Source organism: Roseitranquillus sediminis (genome assembly GCF_016918935.1).
In the GTDB taxonomy this organism is placed as follows: domain Bacteria; phylum Pseudomonadota; class Alphaproteobacteria; order Rhodobacterales; family Rhodobacteraceae; genus Roseitranquillus; species Roseitranquillus sediminis.
Map to the genome: position 1 here is coordinate 79,216 of NZ_JAFFOB010000012.1, position 16,289 is coordinate 95,504.

The window sequence follows — 16,289 nt, forward strand, 5'->3', positions numbered from 1 at the left end:
CTTGTCAGCCCGCCCAGGGTGCCGGGCGCTTGTTGAAGAAGGCTGCGATCCCCTCCCGCGCCTCGTCGCTCTCCCAGCGCGTGACCAGCGCCCGGACCGTGTCCTCGATCACCGTCTCGTCGATCGGCGGGCCGAGGCGGCGGACCAGCGCTTTGGCCTCCGCCACCGCGCCCGGCGCCACCTGCAGGTAAGGCGCGACCTCGGCCTCCACCGCCACGTCGAGCGCCTCCGCCGGCACCACGTGGGCGATCAGGCCCAGCCGCTCCGCCTCCGCCGCATCGAAGAGCCGCGCCGACATGAAGACCCGCCGCGCCATCGCCTCGCCCATCCGCGCCACGACGTAGGGACCGATGGTCGCCGGGATCAGGCCCAGCCGCGTCTCCGTCAGGCCCAGCTTCACGCCCTCGGCCGCCACCGCGACGTCGCAGACGGAGATCAGCCCGATGCCCCCGCCGAACGCGTTGCCGTGCACCCGCCCGATCAGCGGCTTCGGCAGCTCGTTCAGCGCGCTCAGCATCCCGGCCAGGACCCGCGCCCCGGCGGCCCGCTCCGCCGGACCGGCATGCATCTGCTCCTGCATCCAGCCGAGGTCGCCCCCGGCGCAGAACACCCCGCCATCGGCGCGCAGCACCACCGCACGCACCTCGGGCGCCGCGCCCAGCGCCGCCGCTGCCTGCGTCAGCTCGCCCAGCATCCGCGCCGACATGGCGTTGCGCTTCTCCGCCCGCGCCAGCGTCAGCGCCGCGACCCCGCGCGCGTCGGTCTCGATCCGGATCGTCTCGTACCTCGTGCCCTCGATCGCCCTCATGCGTGCGCCCCCCGCATCGACCGCGCCAGCGCCGCCGCCTCTGCCAGCACGCCCGCGTCGAGCCCCGTCTCGCACCCCAACTCCGTCAGCCGTGCGTGCACCGCCTCGGTCGCCACGTTCCCCGCCGCGCCCGGCGCGAACGGGCAGCCACCCAGGCCCCCCACCGCCGCGTCGAACACCCGCACCCCCTGCGCCAGCGAAACCTCGATGTTGTCGAGCGCCCGCCCCGCGGTGTCGTGAAAATGCCCCGCCAGCCGCGCGACCGGCACCACCGAGGCCACGGCCCCCAGCATCGCCGCGATGCGCTGCGGCGTCCCCTGCCCGATCGTGTCGCCGAGCGAGATCTCGTAGCACCCCATCGCGTCCAGCGCCCCCGCCACCGCGGCCACCGCGTCGGGCGCCACCGGCCCGTCGAACGGGCAGTCGCTGACGCAGCTCACATAGCCCCGCACCGGGATCTCCGCCTCCCGCGCGACCTCCGCCACGGAGCGATACCGCTCCAGGCTTCCGTCGATCGAGCAGTTCAGGTTCGCCCGGCTGAACCCCTCCGACGCCGAGGCGAAGACCGCGATCTCGTCCGCCCGCGCCGCCCGCGCCCGCTCGAACCCCTTCAGGTTCGGCGTCAGCGCGGCATAGCTCACGCCCGGCGCGCGCGCGATCCCCGCCAGCACCTCCGCCCCGTCCGCCATCTGCGGCACGAGCTTGGGGTTGACGAAGCTCGCCACCTCGATCCGCCGGAACCCCGCCCGCGACAGCAGGTCGACCAGCGCCACCTTCTCCGCCGTCGGGATCGCCCGCTTCTCGTTCTGCAGCCCGTCCCGCGGCCCCACCTCGAAGATCTCGACCCGTTCGCCCATCTCAGCCCTCCCACGGCTCGTAGAAGTCGCGCTCGTAGAGCCGGTGCTCCGCGTCCGGCAGCGCCGCAGCGAACGACGGCCGCTCGGTGATCCGCGCGTACCAGGCCGACACCTCGGGGAAAGCCTCCGTCCGCGCGAAGTGACGCGCCATGTAGACGGCCTGCCCCACGGCGATGTCCACTGCCGAGAACCCGCTCGTCAGCAGGTAGTCGCGGTTCTCCACCGGGGACGACAGCCGCCGCTCGATTGCGCCATAGCACTTCTCCAGCCGCTTCGCCTCCAGCCGCATCACGACGGGCGAGCGCATCGCGTCCTCGTAGAGCACGATGTGCTGCTGCGTCAGCGCCGCCACGTGCTGGCTGATCGTCTCGGCGAAGTGCAGCCAGATCAGCCAGTCGGGCCGGTCGATCTCGCCCGGCAGCCGCCCCAGCCCGCGCTCGGGGAACCGCTCGCAAAGCACTTCGATGATCGCGCCCGATTCCCATATCACCTCACCGTCCATAGCCAGGGACGGCACCCGCCCGACCGGGTTCAGCATGAGGTAGGGCTCCGATCTGAGCGAGCGGTCGAAGGGATGCTCGACCACCTGGTAGGGCATGCCCAGCTCCTCCAGCAGCCAGAGCACCCGCATCGACCGGCTCTGCGGACAATGGTGCAGCGTGATCATGACGTCTCCGCGCGGCGGCCGCCGAGCGGCCCGAACGCGGCCAGAAGGAGCCAAATTCCCTTCGGCTGCAACCCACCGCGGCCGACGCCGGCCAGATGCAGCCCGCATGCGACCGCTACCGCAGCGCGCAGAACTTCGACTATCATCGGGCGACGGTTCGGCGGGGCGACTCTCGATGCAGGACGACGGCCACACCGGGCAGGAGCAGCGAGCGTCGGCCGCCGAGCGAGAGCTGGCGCTGCGCGAGCGCGAGCTCGACCTCAAGGCGGCTGACCTCGACCTCCGACGCCACCAGAACGTCAGTGGCGGTTGGCGCAGTCCGCTCGTGGTGGCGGTGCTCGCGGCAACTGCGGCCGCGCTCGGGAACGCGGTCGTCGCGATCGTCGGCGGCATGCAGGAGCGCCAGCTCGCTGCGCAGGAGGCCGAGCACGCGCGCATCCTGGAGATGATCAAGACGGGAGACCCCGACGACGCCGCCGCAAACCTCGACTTCCTGCTCGCGGCCGGCCTGATCGAGACGCCCGCCACCGTGGCGAACCTCCGCCGCTTCCTCGACGAACGCGCGCCGGGCACCGGCCCCACCCTTGCCGCCTCGACGCCCTACCTCGGCGGGATCGTCGGCGCCGACGATGCGGCACCGGTTGCCGACCTCGGCGCTGCCGACGTCTCGAAACTGGCGCGTGCCGTCGATCTGCTTTCGGTCGCAGGAGCCGACGGCGCCAGCGTCGCCGGCCAATGCACGGCATTCCTCGTCGCGCCCGACCGCATCGCAACCGTCGGCTTCTGCGCGACGGGGCAAAGCACCTTCACCCTCGACCCCGAAGGTGCCGCGACCCGGCACGAAGTCGATCGCACCCCGATCGAGATCATCTGGCCCGACACGATGGGCGGCGCAGTCATCCTGACCCTCGCCCAGCCGGTCGGCCCTGACGTCCACCCGCTGACGCTCGCCGAGGCGCCGCCCGCCGAAGGCGCGCCCGCCGGCATCCTCTACTTCCGCGGCAACACCGAACAGCTCGCGGTCTGGGGCGGCGATGCGTGCCGGATCGTGCGCGTGAACGACACCGAGATCGAGCACAGCTGCGACACCGGCCCCGGCACCTCGGGCAGCCCCGTCTTCGACGTCGCCAGCGGCACCGTCGTCGGTGTCCACTACCGCCGGAGCGAGGCCGGCGGCATCGCCTACCGCCTCGACCGAGCGGCCCTCGCCAACCGGCCCTAGCCCGCCTCGTCCTCCAGCCGGATCAGCGCCGCGCCCGCCTCGACCTGCGCGCCCTCGGGCGCCAGCACCTCGGCCACCACGCCGTCGCGCGGCGCCTTCAGGACGTGCTCCATCTTCATCGCCTCGAGGATCGCCAGCCGGTCGCCGGCCGCGACCGTATCGCCCGCCGACGCGAACATCCGCCGCACCAGCCCCGGCATCGGCGCCTCGACGATGCCCACGGCCGCGCCGGTCGCCTGCCCCACGTCCAGCGGGTCCGGCACGCCGAAGCTCACCGAGCGGTCGGCGTGCACCCGCACCACCCCCTCGCCCCGCTCGACCCGCGCGCGCAGGCGGTCGCCGTCCACGATCCAGCCCTCGCCCGCGCGCTCGACCTCAATCGCCTCGCCGCCGCCCTCGACCCGGCAGCGGTCGCGGTCCAGCACCGTCACGTAAAGCTCCAGCAGATCCCCCTCGTGCTCCAGCACGACGAGGTGCCTGAGCGGCGTCCAGAGCGCGAAGCCCCGCATCGGCCCGCCCGGCTCGTGCAGCCCCGCCGCGCCCAGCGCCGCCAGCGCCACCAGCCGCCGCGGCACCGCCCGCCGCGCCGTCAGCGCCTCGAGGTCCCGCGCGATCAGCCCGGTGTCCACCTCGCCCCGCCGGAACCCCTCGTGCGCCACCAGCGCGGCGAGGAACCCGAGGTTCGTCTTCGTCCCCGCCACCTCGGTCCGCGCCAGCGCCCGGCCGAGCCGCCTCAGCGCGATCTCGCGCGTCGCCCCGTGGCAGACGACCTTCGCGATCATCGGGTCGTAGTAGGGCGTGATCGCGTCGCCCTCGCGCACCCCGCTGTCCACCCGCGCCTCGTCGGGAAACCTCAGCCGCGCCAGCCGCCCCGTCGCCGGCAGGAACCCCGCCGCCGCGTCCTCGGCATAGAGCCGCGCCTCCACTGCGTGGCCATCGATCCCGAGGTCCTCCTGCCGCGCCGGCAGCGCCTCGCCAGAGGCCACCCGCAACTGCCACTCCACCAGGTCCACGCCGGTGACCGCCTCCGTCACCGGATGCTCCACCTGCAGGCGCGTGTTCATCTCCATGAACCAGAAGCGGTCCGCTCGCAGCCCCTCGCTCGCGTCCACGATGAACTCGACCGTCCCCGCCCCGCTATAGCCGATGGCCTCCGCCGCCCGCACCGCCGCCGCGCCCATCGCCTCGCGCATCTCCGGCGTCATGCCGGGCGCGGGCGCCTCCTCGATCACCTTCTGGTGGCGCCGCTGCAGCGAGCAGTCCCGCTCGAAGAGGTGCACCGCCCGGCGGCCGTCGCCGAAGACCTGCACCTCGATGTGCCGCGGGGTCGCCACGAACTTCTCGATCAGCACGCTGTCGTTGCCGAAGGCGCCCCGCGCCTCGGACCGTGCGGCGTCGAGCGCGTCGGCGAATTCCGCTTCGGCATCGACGCGCCGCATCCCCTTGCCGCCGCCGCCCGCCACCGCCTTGATCAGCACCGGCCAGCCGATCCGCGCCGCCTCCTCGGCCAGCCGCTCGTCCGCCTGGTCGCGGCCGTGATAGCCAGGCACCACCGGCACGCCCGCCTTCTCCATCACCGCCTTGGCCGCGTCCTTGAGGCCCATCGCCCGGATCGCCTCCGCGCTCGGCCCCACGAAGACCAGCCCCGCCGCCTCCACCGCCTCGACGAAGTCCGGATTCTCGCTCAAAAAGCCATAGCCGGGGTGGATCGCCTCCGCCCCCGTCGCCTTCGCCGCCGCGATGATCGCCTCGCCCCTGAGATAGCTCTCGCCCGGCGGCGGCGGACCCAGCCGAACCGCCTCGTCCGCCATCTCGACATGCAGCGCCCGCGCATCGGCGTCCGAGAACACCGCCACCGTCGACACCCCCAGCCGCCGCGCCGTCCGGATCACCCGGCACGCGATCTCCCCCCGGTTCGCGATCAACAGCCTGCCGAACATCGCCCCTCCCTGGCTTCCTCCTACGGGTAGAGCCATCCGCCCGCCGCCGCCAGTCCCGTGTCGCCGGACGCGTCCGGCCATCTTCGTGTTGACGCGCGCGCCCCCGTCCGGTCCGATCGCCGGACCTGACATCCCCCGCCGGACCGAGCCATGACAGCCAAGCACGTCGTCCACCACATCCCCGTCTGCCCGTTCTCGCAGCGGCTCGAGATCCTGCTGGCGCTTCGCGGGCGCGATGACGCCGTCGAGTTCCGCGTCGTCGACATCACCCGGCCGCGCGACCCTGAGCTCTTGGCCAAGACGCGTGGCACGACCGCGCTCCCCGTGCTCGAGACGCCGGACGGCCAGATCCTCAAGGAAAGCCTCGTGATCCTTCGCTATCTCGACGAGATCCTGGACGGCCCGACACTGCGCCGCCGCGACCCGCTCGAGCACGCGGTCGAGTCGATGTTGGTCGCGCGCGAGGGGCCGTTCACCTCAGCGGGCTACCTCTTCGTCATGAACCAGGACCGCGCGCGCCGCGACGAGTTCGCGGACCGGCTTCTCGCCATCTACCGCGACATCGACGGCTTCCTGCGCGAGCACAGTCCCGACGGGCCGTTCCTCTTCAAGGGGTTCGGCCTCGCCGAAGCTGTCTTCACCCCGATGTTCAAGCGCTTCTGGTTCCTCGACTACTACGAGGACTTCTCCCTGCCGGACGGCCCCGACTACGACCGCGTCCGCGCCTGGAAGGAGGCCTGCATGACCCATCCGGCCACGCATCAGGTCACGGAGGAGGAGATCATCAAGCTCTACTACGACTACGCCCTCGGCGCCGGCAACGGCGCCCTCCCCGAAGGCCGCCGTGTCTCCAGCTTCACCTTCTCCTCGCCCTGGCAGGACCGCCCCTGGCCCCCGCGCGACAAGTACGCCGGCACCGCCACCGACCAGGCGCTGGGCCTTCTCCCCGCCTGACCCCGCGCATCAAGCGCCGCTTCTGATTGCGGGGCGCCGACACGTCGCGGACCGTTCCTCGGTCCGTCGCTATTCCTCCAGCGCCCGGCGATGGTGCTCCGCGCTCTCGTCGGAGAAGCAGCAGAAGGTGACGTCGATCTTGCCCCGGTGCTCGGCGACGGTGGCGACGGCGACGTGAGCCGCCTCCTCAGCCGGATAGCCGTAGATCCCCGTCGAGATTGCGGGGAAGGCGATGGAGGCGGCGCCGATCCGGCGGGCCTCTTGCAGCGCCCGGCGGTAGCAGGAGGCGAGCAGGTCCGCCTCGCCCCGGTCGCCGCCCTTCCAGCGGGGACCGACGGCATGGATGATCCAGCGCGCCGGCAGGTCGAAGCCGTCGGTCACCACGGCGTCGCCGGTCGGGCAGCCGCCGATTTCGCGGCAGGCGCGTTGCAGCTTCTCGCGTCCCGCCGCGCGGTGGATCGCGCCGTCGACGCCGCCCCCGCCGGCGAGGCTCTGGTTCGCCGCGTTTACGATCGCGTCGACCTCCAGCGTCGTGATGTCGGCCACGATGACCCGCATCGCCCCTCGCGGATTTCTTGCAAGAAGTTGTAAGACCGGCCCCGGAAACTTCAACGAAGTTGCAGGAACCGAGGCGGCCTCACATCCGGAACACTCCGAACCGCGTCTCCGCCACCGGCGCGTTCAGCGCCGCCGAGAGGCTCAGGGCCAGCACCTCCCGCGTCTTCCTCGGGTCGACGATTCCGTCGTCCCAGAGCCGGGCGGAGGCGTAGAGCGGGTGGCTCTGGCGCTCGAACATCTCGATCGTCGGGCGCTTGAACTCCGCCTCCTCATCCTCCGACCAGGCCTCGCCCGCACGCTCCATCGCGTCGCGCCGGACCGTCGCCAGCACCCCCGCCGCCTGCTCGCCGCCCATCACGGAGATCCGGCTGTTGGGCCACGTCCACATGAACCTCGGCTGATAAGCCCTTCCCGCCATGCCGTAATTTCCCGCACCAAACGAGCCGCCGACGATCATGGTGATCTTCGGCACCGCGGTCGTCGCGACCGCCGTGACCATCTTGGCGCCGTGCCGGGCGATGCCCTCGTTCTCGTAGCGGCGGCCGACCATGAAGCCGGTGATGTTCTGCAGGAAGACAAGCGGCACCTGCCGCTGCGAGCAGAGCTCGACGAAGTGCGCCCCCTTCTGCGCCGCCTCGCTGAAGAGCACCCCGTTGTTCGCGACGATCCCCACCGGCCAGCCGTTCACATGCGCGAACCCTGTCACCAAGGTCTCGCCAAACCGTTGTTTGAACTCGTCAAATCTGCTCCCGTCCACCACCCGCGCGATCACCTCGCGAATGTCGTAAGGCGTCCTGAGGCCTGCCGGCACGACGCCCAGCATCTCGTTTGGATCGTAGGCCGGCGGCTCGGGCGCCTCGCGCTCGAAGGGCGCGGGACCGGGGTTGAGCGAGCCCATCGCCTGCCGCGCCAGGGCCAGAGCGTGCGCGTCGTCCTCGGCCAGATAGTCGGCCACGCCCGAGAGGCGGGTGTGCACGTCGCCGCCGCCGAGATCCTCGGCGCTCACCACCTCGCCCGTTGCGGCTCTTACAAGGGGAGGTCCGGCAAGGAAGATAGTGCCTTGGTTTCGCACGATGATCGTGACGTCCGACATCGCCGGCACATAGGCGCCGCCGGCGGTGCAGGAGCCCATGACGACCGCGATCTGCGGGATGCCTTTCGCGCTCATCCGCGCCTGGTTGTAGAAGATCCGGCCAAAATGGTCGCGGTCGGGAAAGACCTCGTCCTGGTTCGGCAGGTTGGCACCGCCGGAATCCACGAGATAGACGCAGGGCAGCCGGCACTCCTCCGCGATCTCCTGCGCGCGCAGGTGCTTCTTGACCGTCATCGGGTAGTAGGTGCCGCCCTTCACCGTGGCGTCGTTGCAGACCACCATGACGTTGCGGCCATGCACCCGCCCGACGCCCGCGATGACGCCCGCCGCGGGCGCGGCGCCATCGTACATGCCGAAGGCGGCGAAGGCGCCGATCTCGAGGAACGGCGAGCCGGGGTCGAGCAGGCCCGCAACCCGGTCGCGCGGCAGCATCTTGCCGCGCCCCACATGCCGCTCGCGGGCGCGGGCGCCGCCGCCCGCCGCGCCCCATCGAGCCGCCTCCGCCACTTCGGCGAAGGCCGCCTCGTGCGCCGCCACGTTGGCGCGGAACTCTTCCGAGCCGGTGATCGCCTGAGACAGCAGCCGCATCAGAAGTCCTCCCTCAGCGCGCGGAGCGCGACGGCGCGCTCGGCGATCATCCGCATCCGGCAGCGCGAGGCCGCGACCTGCCGCATCGAGCCGGAGCCCCAGCGGGCGAAGGCAAGGTGGCACTCCGCCTCCTGGAAATCCTCCCACGCCCGCTGCGCCGTCCGCAGCGCGTCGGCGCGGGCGACGACACTGGGCGAGGCGGGCGGGTCGTCGCGGTCCGCCGCGCGCGCCCATTCCATTGACAGCCTGTACTCGCCCTCCAGCACCACGTCCCACGCATCCGCCTCGATGCCGGCGCAGGTGGCCATGCCGAGAGTCGTGGCGCCCTGCGGCTCCTCCTCCTCGCAGATGCGGGTGATCTCGCCGATGCAAGCGCTCCGATCCGCGGTGCTCTCGGCGTTGCCGTAGCACTCGGCCAGCACCTCGATGTAGGGGCCGGGCACGAAATCCTCCCCGGCGGCCGGAGCGGCGACAAGAAAGGCGACCGCCAGCAAGCGCCGCATCACGACCCGAGCTCGCTCTTCAATTCCTTCAGCTCGCGGTCGAGGAAGTAGCTGATGATCGACCGGATCACGACGAGAAGCCCTAGGAACAGGAGGTCCGAGAAGGCGAGCGATAGCGCCGTGCGGATGATGTCCGCCACGATGAACAGCTCGAGCCCCGCCAGGATGTAGCGACCCAGCTCGATGCGCTCGCGGTTCGTCTTGCGCACCCGCTCGGGCCCGCGCCGCGCGATCTCGGCGACGAGGACCCCGGCGATGAAACGAAGCGCGCCCACGATCAGGAGGGCGATAGCCGCGATCTCGATGATCGCCGCGACCCACTCCATGAGCTGGATCAGCCAGCTGAAATGGCCATGCAGCACACCCTCGCCGGTCTGGAAGTCGAGCAGCCCGCTCCAGCCGCCGACGTCCGTGTCCGCCTGCTGCGACTGTGCCATGCCGCCCTACCCTTGCGTCGACATCAGTTCGCGCCCGATCAGCATCCGGCGGATCTCCGAGGTGCCGGCGCCGATCTCCATCAACTTCGCGTCGCGGAAGAGGCGGCTGACCGGCGTCTCGTTCATGAAGCCCGCGCCGCCCATCGCCTGCACCGCCTGGTGCGCCTGCACCATCGCCTGCTCGGAGGCGTAGAGCACGCACGCCGCCGCGTCGGCGCGCTTCACCTCGCCACGGTCGCAGGCCTTGGCGACCTCGTAGACATAGGCGCGGGCCGAATTCATCGCCGTGTACATGTCGGCGATCTTGCCCTGCATGAGCTGGAACGAGCCGATCGGCTGGCCGAACTGCTTCCGCTCGCGAAGGTACGGCATGACTTCGTCGAGGCAGGCCGCCATGATGCCGAGGCCGATCCCCGAAAGCACCACGCGCTCATAGTCGAGGCCCGACATCAGCACGCGGGCGCCGCGCCCCTCCTCGCCGAGGATGTTCTCGAACGGCACCTCGACGTCCTCGAAGACCAGCTCGACGGTGTTCGAGCCGCGCATCCCGAGCTTGTCGAAGTGCGGCGACTGGCCGAAGCCCTTCATCGCCTTCTCGATCAGGAAGGCAGTAATGCCCTTCGAGCCCGCCTCGGGGTCGGTCTTGGCGTAGACGACCAGCGTCTGCGCCTCGCCGCCATTGGTGATCCAATACTTGGTGCCGTTCAGCACGAAGCGGTCGTTGCGCTTCTCGGCGCGCAGCTTCATCGACACCACGTCGGAGCCTGCGCCCGCCTCGGACATCGCAAGCGCGCCGACGTGCTCGCCCGAGACGAGCGGCGGGAGGTACTTCGCCCGCTGCGCCTCCGTGCCGTTCAGGCGGATCTGATTGACGCAGAGGTTCGAATGCGCGCCGTAGCTGAGCGAGACGGAGGCCGACGCGCGCGCGATCTCTTCGACCGCGACGACGTGGGCCAGATAGCCCATGCCGGCGCCGCCATACTCCTCCTCCACCGTTATGCCGAGGAGGCCGAGCTCAGCCATCTCGCGCCAGAGTTCCGACGGAAAGTCGTTGCCGCGGTCGACATCGGCCGCCATCGGCTTGACGCGGTCCTGCGCCCAGCGGTGCACCATGTCGCGGAGGGCGTTCACCTCGTCCCCGAGGTCGAAGGTCATGGATGCCGTAAACATGTTCCCTCTCGGCCGCGGCAGCCTCTTTGTGCGGCCTGCCACGGCGCCTGTCCACCCGCGCCCGCCGTCATTGCGCCGCGTCCTTCCGGTTGCAGGCGCGTCCGACTTCCTGCGCGATGATACGCGCTATGAGCATGCAGTCGTCGAGGGAGAAGGTCAGCGGCAGCCGCATGTCGAGGATGGCGCGCAGGATGCGGTCGGTCCGGGGCATCGGCTCGGACGAGGCGAAGCGCCAGTGGCGGTAGGTCGCGGTGAAGCCTTGGGGCTCGGGCGCGCCGAACCACTTGAGGCTCACGCCTCGCGCGGCGCAGCGCTCGACCACACGCGCGACGGCCGCGTCGCTCCAGTCCAGCAGCAGGAACTGGAGGGATGAGCCGACGAACGCCTCGGCCTCTTGCCGCTCGATCAGCGTCAGGCCGGGCACGCCGCGCAGGCCGTCCTCGATCGTGCGGTAGCGCCGGAGCCAGGCGGCGCGAGCGGCGTCGAGACCGCGCAGCTGGGGCCGCAGGATGGCCGCGCGCACATTGTCCATCCGGCCCGAGACATTGGGCACGCTCCAGCGCGCCGCCTCGAACGCCTCGGCCGGCGGCGCGGTGCCATGCAGGCCGTAGTGCATGTAGCTGCCCGAACCGAGGATCAGGCGGGCGGCGAGGTCCGCATCGTCGGTAACGATCAAGCCGCCCTCGCCCGAATTGACGTGCTTGTAGGTCTGCGTCGAGTAGCACCCGATGGCGCCGTGACGGCCGGAGGGCACGCCGCGCCATGACGCGCCCATCGTGTGGGCGCAGTCCTCCACCACCGTCACGCCCGCCGCGTCGCAGAGCGCCATCAGCCGGTCCATGTCGCAGACGTGCCCGCGCATGTGGCTGAGGAGCAGCACGCGCGCCTGCCCCAGCTTGGCCGCGAGGTCGTCGAGGTCGATGGTCAGCGCCTCCGTCACCTCGACGAAGACGGGCCGCGCCCCCACCGAAGCAATGGCGCCCGGCACCGGCGCGAGGGTGAAGGCGTTGCTCAGGACCGGCTCGCCCGGCTGCACGTCCAGCGCCCGGAGCGCCGCAGCCAGTGCGTAGCCGCCCGAGGCGACCGCGAGGGCGTGCCGCGCGCCGGTCAGCGCCGCGAACTCCGCCTCGAGCAGTGCCACCTCCCCCGCCTCGCCCGGCACCAGGTTGTAGCGGTGCAGCCGCCCGCTGCGCATCACCGCCACCGCCGCCTCGACGGCCTCGTCCGGGATCGGCGGCTGCTGCGTGAAACTGCCAGTGAAGACCTCTTCCATCGGCGGCACCTTGCGGAGCGGCAGCGCGAGCGTCAATCGCCGCCGGAACCGCCGCCGCGGCCGTGGGTTGCAGCTGCGTGCGAGGAGCCGCCGCATACCTGATCCGCGCGTGCCTGTTGGCGCTTGCCCTTCTGACGGCCGCTCATGCGCAGGAGGGGGCATCTCCGCGCTACTTCGAGGTCGATGCACTGAACGAAGGGCTGCCGCCGCGCCCCGACGACATGGATCTCGCGGCGCCGCAGACCGCGCTCGAGTCCTTCCTTCGTGCCGCCGGCGACGGCAACTGGGACGCCGCGGCGCACGCACTCGATCTGCGCGACATCGCTAGGGAGCGGCAGCCCTTTCTCGGGCCGGACCTGGCCCGCCGTCTGCACAACGTGATCGACCGCAAGGTGCTGCTGCGGTGGTCCGACATGTCGGAGCGTCCCGACGCGATGGAGGAGCGCGGCGGGTCTAGCGACCCGATGGTGGGTGAGCCGCGGCGCAGCCTGCTGCTCGGCGTCCTCGAGATCGAGGGACGCGAGGTTGGGGTGCGGCTGAACCGCATCAAACCCGAGGGCGGCGACGCGGTCTGGGTCTTCGCGAGGCCGACCGTCGCAAACGTGCCGGCCCTCTACGATCTCTACGGCCCGTCTGAGCTGGAGGAGGACCTGCCGGAGTGGCTGCGGGCCGACTCGCTCTTCGGCCTGCATCTCTGGGAGGTGCTGTTCCTGCCGGTTGCAGCCCTGCTCATCGCGGTGACGGCCGTCGCCGCATGGCGCTTCTTCGGCCGGATGTCGGCGCGTTCGCGCCGGTGGGCGGGGCGGAGCTTCCTGTTGAGCGCCCGCCTGCCCGCCACGCTGGCGATCACCGCGTTCCTCCTTGCCTTCCTGACGAGCGACCTCCTCGTCGTGTCGAGCGCAGCCTCCGCCGTCATAGAGCCCACGGTGCTGCTCGGATACGTCGCAGCGGTGGTGATCCTGATCGTCAACGTGATCGACGCGGTCCTCGCGCGGATCGTGACGACGGACCCCGACGAGATGGCCTCGCCGGTGAACGCCGAGCATCGAAGCTTGGCGACCGGCGTCTCGGCTGCGCGGCGGCTGCTCCTCGTCGTGGCGGCGCTGCTGGCGGTCGGGATCGTGCTGAGTTCGGCCAACACGTTCCAAAGCCTGGGTATCTCGCTCCTCGCGTCGGCGGGCGCGCTGACGCTGGTGCTCGCATTCGCGGCGCGAGAAGTGTTGGGCAATATCCTGGCCAGCCTGCAGATCTCGCTGAACCGCTCGGCCCGCATCGGCGACTTCCTGGAGTTCGAGGGCCACTGGTGCACCGTGGAGGCGATCCACTTCACTTACGTCCAGCTGCGCCTCTGGACAGGCAACCGACTGATCGTGCCGGTATCCTGCTTCGTCACGAAGCCGTTCGAGAACTGGAGCCACGTCGAGTTCAAGATGATGCGGCTCGTCAAGCTGCGCCTCGCCGCGACATCGGACGTGCAGCCCCTGCGCGAGGCGATGGAGGCCTTCGCCGCACGAGACGAGCGCATCGACCCCCAGGAGGAAGCTTTCTGCTACGTCACCGACCAGGACGAGTTCGGCCTGACCGCGCTTTTCGCTATTCCGGTGCCGGTCCCCGACGCAGGCTGGGCGGTCGAGTGCGAGCTGCGCGAGCATCTGCTGCAGGAGATAGATCGCCTCGGGATCGAGCTGCCGGCAGTCGCCGCACGGCCCGAGGCGGCCTGACCCTCCCGCTGTCTACGCCTTGAGAAAGGCGGGCCGCGCCTCTATTTTACGGGCGAACGAAGGAAGGTATCGCAATGTTCGGCATTCCGGGAAAGGCACCCGTGACGCTCACACCTGCGGCGGTGCGGCAGATCACCCGCCTGATGGAGCGCGATCGCTGCGAGGGTCTGCGTGTCGGCGTCAAGAAAGGGGGGTGCGCGGGAATGGAATACACGATGGAACCCGCCATCGAGCCCGAGGCCAACGACGAGGTGGTCGAACAGGATGGCGCGCGCGTGCTCGTCGCCCCGATGGCGCAGATGTTCCTCTTTGGCACCGAGATTGACTACCAGACGTCGCTCCTCGAGAGCGGCTTCAAGTTCCGCAATCCCAACGTCGTCGACGCCTGCGGCTGCGGCGAATCGATCCGGTTCCGTGACGTTGAGGAACTGGCAAAAGAAGGCCCCGCGGGCTGACAGAGCCGCGCGCGGCAGGTTGACGCCCCCGCCGTTCCTCTGCGTATTGGCCCGACAGGTCAGGGAGAGGACGAGCGGATGCGACGCAAGCTTGCGGCGGGCAACTGGAAAATGAATGGCACGGCGGCAGATCTGCACCAGATCGACGCTCTAGCCGCCCGGCATCCCGTTCCCTCCGTCGACGTGCTCGTCTGTCCGCCGGCGACGCTGCTCGCGCGGATGGCCGGGGCGGTGGCGGACACCGCCATCACGGTCGGAGGGCAGGATTGCCATCAGGAAGCCTCGGGAGCGCACACGGGCGATATTTCAGCCCAGATGCTCGCCGCGGCGGGCGCGACGTTCGTCATCCTCGGCCATTCCGAGCGCCGGACAGATCACAACGAAAGCGATGCGCTCGTCGCCGCCAAGACGGCCGCCGCGCTGGCTGCGGGCCTCGACCCCATCGTCTGCGTTGGCGAGTCGCTGGAGGAGCGCGAGGGCGGGCGGACGCTTGAGGTGATCGGGCGGCAGCTCGACGGCTCGGTGCCGGACGGCGTTCCGGCGGCGCGCCTCGTCGTCGCCTACGAGCCGGTCTGGGCCATTGGCACCGGACGCACCCCGACGATCCAGCAGATCGAAGAGGTCCACCGCTTCTTGCGCAAGCGCCTGACGGAGCGGCTGGACCAGCAGGCACGGTCGGTGCGCCTGCTCTACGGCGGCTCGGTCAAGGCCGGCAACGCGGCCGACATCTTCGCGGTGCCGGAGGTGGATGGCGCGCTGGTCGGTGGCGCGTCGCTGAAGGCAGAGGAATTCTCGCCGATCATCGCGGCGCTGGAACAGGCGCGCTGAGCTTCGGTCAGGCCGTCTCGTCGTGGCCGTAGAGCCACTCGAAGCGGCCCAGCACCGAGGCGGGTGAGAGCCGGTCCGCAGCGCCAAGCGCCAGATGCGCCGCCCAGCGCAGCGGCCCCGGCTTCAAATGATAGTTCCGCGCGTTTCGCGTCGCCGCCGCGACCACGCGCGCCGTTCGTTCGCGCCTGCGCCGCGTATATTCCGGCAGCGCGATATCGGGCGCTGCGCGATCAAGGCAAACTGCGAGGGCGAAGGCGTCCTCGAGCGCCAGGTTCGCCCCCTGCGCCAGGAACGGCAGCGTCGGGTGCGCGGCATCGCCCGCAAGCGCCACGCGCTGCCCATGGAAACGCTGCGCGACGGGCGTTCGGAAGAGGCCCCATAGGTTCGCCTCCGGCACTCGCGCGAGCAGATCCCGCACCTCTGGTGCGAACGCGGCGAACGCGGCGCGCAGTTCCGCCGGATCGCCGGCAGCGGACCAGTCGTCGCTCGCCCAGATGTCCCGTTCCTCGACGGCGACGACATTTCGCAAGCCGCCGCGCAGCGGATAGGTCACCAGGTGCCGGCCACCGCCCATGAAGACCTGCGCCACCGGCGGTCCACCCTCATCCGGCAGGACGGCCCGCCACGCGACCTGGCCCATGAAGGCGGGCTCCGCCGCCTCGCCGACAGCGGCGCGACATCTGCTCCTGAAGCCATCGGCGCCTACCACGACACCGGCTGAGACTTCACGGCCGTCCGCCAACATCACGCGGGGCTGCGCGCTGTCCACGACCTCGGTGACCTCGTGGCCTAGCGAGATCGCGGCGCCGGCAGAACGCGCAGCGTCCGCCAGCAAACCGATCAGCCGTGCGCGGTGGATAAGGATCCAGTCGCGCCCGCCGCCGTGGCGCCGCAGGTCCATTGTCAGCACGCGCCGCCCGTCCTCGCGATGCAGCACCACGGCCTCGCTCTGCAGACCAGCCGCAAGGGCGCGCTCCCTCAGGCCCAGCGCAGCGAGGACGGTCATGCCGTTCGGACTGATCTGAATGCCGGCACCGACTTGGCCGATCTCGGGCGACCGCTCAAGCACGATGACCTCGGCACCCCTCACCGCCATCGCTGCGGCCGAGGCCAGTCCCGCGACACCGGCGCCGACGATCGCGACCCTCAGCCCTGCAAGGCTCATGCGAAAACGCCGGGAACACTGCCCCGGCGCTCGTCCGTCGATTGATGCCT

General features: G+C 70.8%; 16 protein-coding genes. 5 read left to right on the top strand and 11 right to left on the bottom strand.

The features are described 5' to 3' along the window. Positions 1-4: 4 nt before the first annotated feature. Genes JM664_RS06310 through JM664_RS06320 form a run of 3 tightly spaced genes read right to left on the bottom strand, consistent with a single transcriptional unit; the run spans position 5 to position 2,332 of the window. Positions 5-808 carry a crotonase/enoyl-CoA hydratase family protein gene (locus tag JM664_RS06310; protein ID WP_227419076.1) on the bottom strand — a complete coding sequence of 268 codons (804 nt, stop codon included), beginning with the start codon at positions 806-808 and terminating at the stop codon, positions 5-7. Beyond that, on the bottom strand, positions 805-1,665 hold the full coding sequence (locus JM664_RS06315) for a hydroxymethylglutaryl-CoA lyase (RefSeq protein WP_227419077.1): 861 nt from the start codon (positions 1,663-1,665) through the stop codon (positions 805-807). Before JM664_RS06315 ends, JM664_RS06310 begins: the two co-directional genes overlap by 4 nt. Before the next feature lies 1 nt (position 1,666). Beyond that, on the bottom strand, positions 1,667-2,332 hold the full coding sequence (locus JM664_RS06320) for a glutathione S-transferase family protein (protein ID WP_227419078.1): 666 nt from the start codon (positions 2,330-2,332) through the stop codon (positions 1,667-1,669). A 175-nt stretch (positions 2,333-2,507) separates the two neighbouring features. Between JM664_RS06320 and JM664_RS06325 the strand changes: the two genes are divergently transcribed. After that, the gene (locus tag JM664_RS06325) at positions 2,508-3,554 is read left to right on the top strand and encodes a trypsin-like serine peptidase (RefSeq protein WP_264465549.1); all 1,047 of its coding nucleotides are present in this window, start codon (positions 2,508-2,510) and stop codon (positions 3,552-3,554) included. Here JM664_RS06325 and JM664_RS06330 read toward each other — a convergent pair. Then, complete coding sequence (locus JM664_RS06330) at positions 3,551-5,494, bottom strand: ATP-binding protein (protein WP_227419079.1); 1,944 nt, start codon at positions 5,492-5,494, stop codon at positions 3,551-3,553. The genes JM664_RS06325 and JM664_RS06330 overlap by 4 nt on opposite strands. A gap of 150 nt (positions 5,495-5,644) precedes the next feature. Here JM664_RS06330 and JM664_RS06335 point away from each other — a divergent pair, with 150 nt between their 5' ends. Continuing rightward, positions 5,645-6,448, top strand: a complete 804-nt coding sequence (locus tag JM664_RS06335) for a glutathione S-transferase family protein (protein ID WP_227419080.1) — start codon at positions 5,645-5,647, stop codon at positions 6,446-6,448. A 69-nt stretch (positions 6,449-6,517) separates the two neighbouring features. On the opposite strand, the gene JM664_RS06340 is transcribed toward JM664_RS06335, so the two are convergent. The 6 genes from JM664_RS06340 to JM664_RS06365 all read right to left on the bottom strand — a co-directional run bounded on the left by JM664_RS06340 (position 6,518) and on the right by JM664_RS06365 (position 12,070). Continuing rightward, positions 6,518-6,994, bottom strand: a complete 477-nt coding sequence (locus tag JM664_RS06340) for an O-acetyl-ADP-ribose deacetylase (protein ID WP_319637519.1) — start codon at positions 6,992-6,994, stop codon at positions 6,518-6,520. Positions 6,995-7,085: 91 nt separating this feature from the next. Beyond that, positions 7,086-8,687 (bottom strand): carboxyl transferase domain-containing protein, encoded by a 1,602-nt coding sequence (locus JM664_RS06345; RefSeq protein WP_227419082.1) that lies wholly within the window; start codon positions 8,685-8,687, stop codon positions 7,086-7,088. Continuing rightward, positions 8,687-9,190 carry a lysozyme inhibitor LprI family protein gene (locus tag JM664_RS06350; protein ID WP_227419083.1) on the bottom strand — a complete coding sequence of 168 codons (504 nt, stop codon included), beginning with the start codon at positions 9,188-9,190 and terminating at the stop codon, positions 8,687-8,689. The genes JM664_RS06345 and JM664_RS06350 overlap by 1 nt, the downstream gene beginning before the upstream one ends. Beyond that, positions 9,190-9,627, bottom strand: a complete 438-nt coding sequence (locus JM664_RS06355) for a DUF1622 domain-containing protein (RefSeq protein ID WP_227419084.1) — start codon at positions 9,625-9,627, stop codon at positions 9,190-9,192. The genes JM664_RS06350 and JM664_RS06355 overlap by 1 nt, the downstream gene beginning before the upstream one ends. 6 nt (positions 9,628-9,633) lie before the next feature. Then, positions 9,634-10,797: an isovaleryl-CoA dehydrogenase gene (locus JM664_RS06360; protein WP_227419085.1), complete on the bottom strand. Its 1,164-nt coding sequence runs from the start codon at positions 10,795-10,797 to the stop codon at positions 9,634-9,636. 67 nt (positions 10,798-10,864) lie between these two features. Further along, a complete protein-coding gene (locus JM664_RS06365) occupies positions 10,865-12,070 on the bottom strand; it encodes a DegT/DnrJ/EryC1/StrS family aminotransferase (RefSeq protein ID WP_227419163.1) in 1,206 nt (401 codons plus the stop codon). 116 nt (positions 12,071-12,186) lie between these two features. Here JM664_RS06365 and JM664_RS06370 point away from each other — a divergent pair, with 116 nt between their 5' ends. From JM664_RS06370 to tpiA, 3 genes are all read left to right on the top strand, one after another. Further along, positions 12,187-13,791, top strand: a complete 1,605-nt coding sequence (locus tag JM664_RS06370) for a mechanosensitive ion channel family protein (protein ID WP_227419086.1) — start codon at positions 12,187-12,189, stop codon at positions 13,789-13,791. 74 nt (positions 13,792-13,865) lie between these two features. After that, positions 13,866-14,246 carry a HesB/IscA family protein gene (locus JM664_RS06375; RefSeq protein ID WP_227419087.1) on the top strand — a complete coding sequence of 127 codons (381 nt, stop codon included), beginning with the start codon at positions 13,866-13,868 and terminating at the stop codon, positions 14,244-14,246. A 78-nt stretch (positions 14,247-14,324) separates the two neighbouring features. After that, the gene (gene tpiA / locus JM664_RS06380) at positions 14,325-15,074 is read left to right on the top strand and encodes a triose-phosphate isomerase (RefSeq protein WP_227419088.1); all 750 of its coding nucleotides are present in this window, start codon (positions 14,325-14,327) and stop codon (positions 15,072-15,074) included. A 7-nt stretch (positions 15,075-15,081) separates the two neighbouring features. Here tpiA and JM664_RS06385 read toward each other — a convergent pair whose 3' ends face one another. After that, complete coding sequence (locus tag JM664_RS06385; RefSeq protein ID WP_227419089.1) at positions 15,082-16,239, bottom strand: FAD-dependent oxidoreductase; 1,158 nt, start codon at positions 16,237-16,239, stop codon at positions 15,082-15,084. Positions 16,240-16,289: the final 50 nt, after the last annotated feature.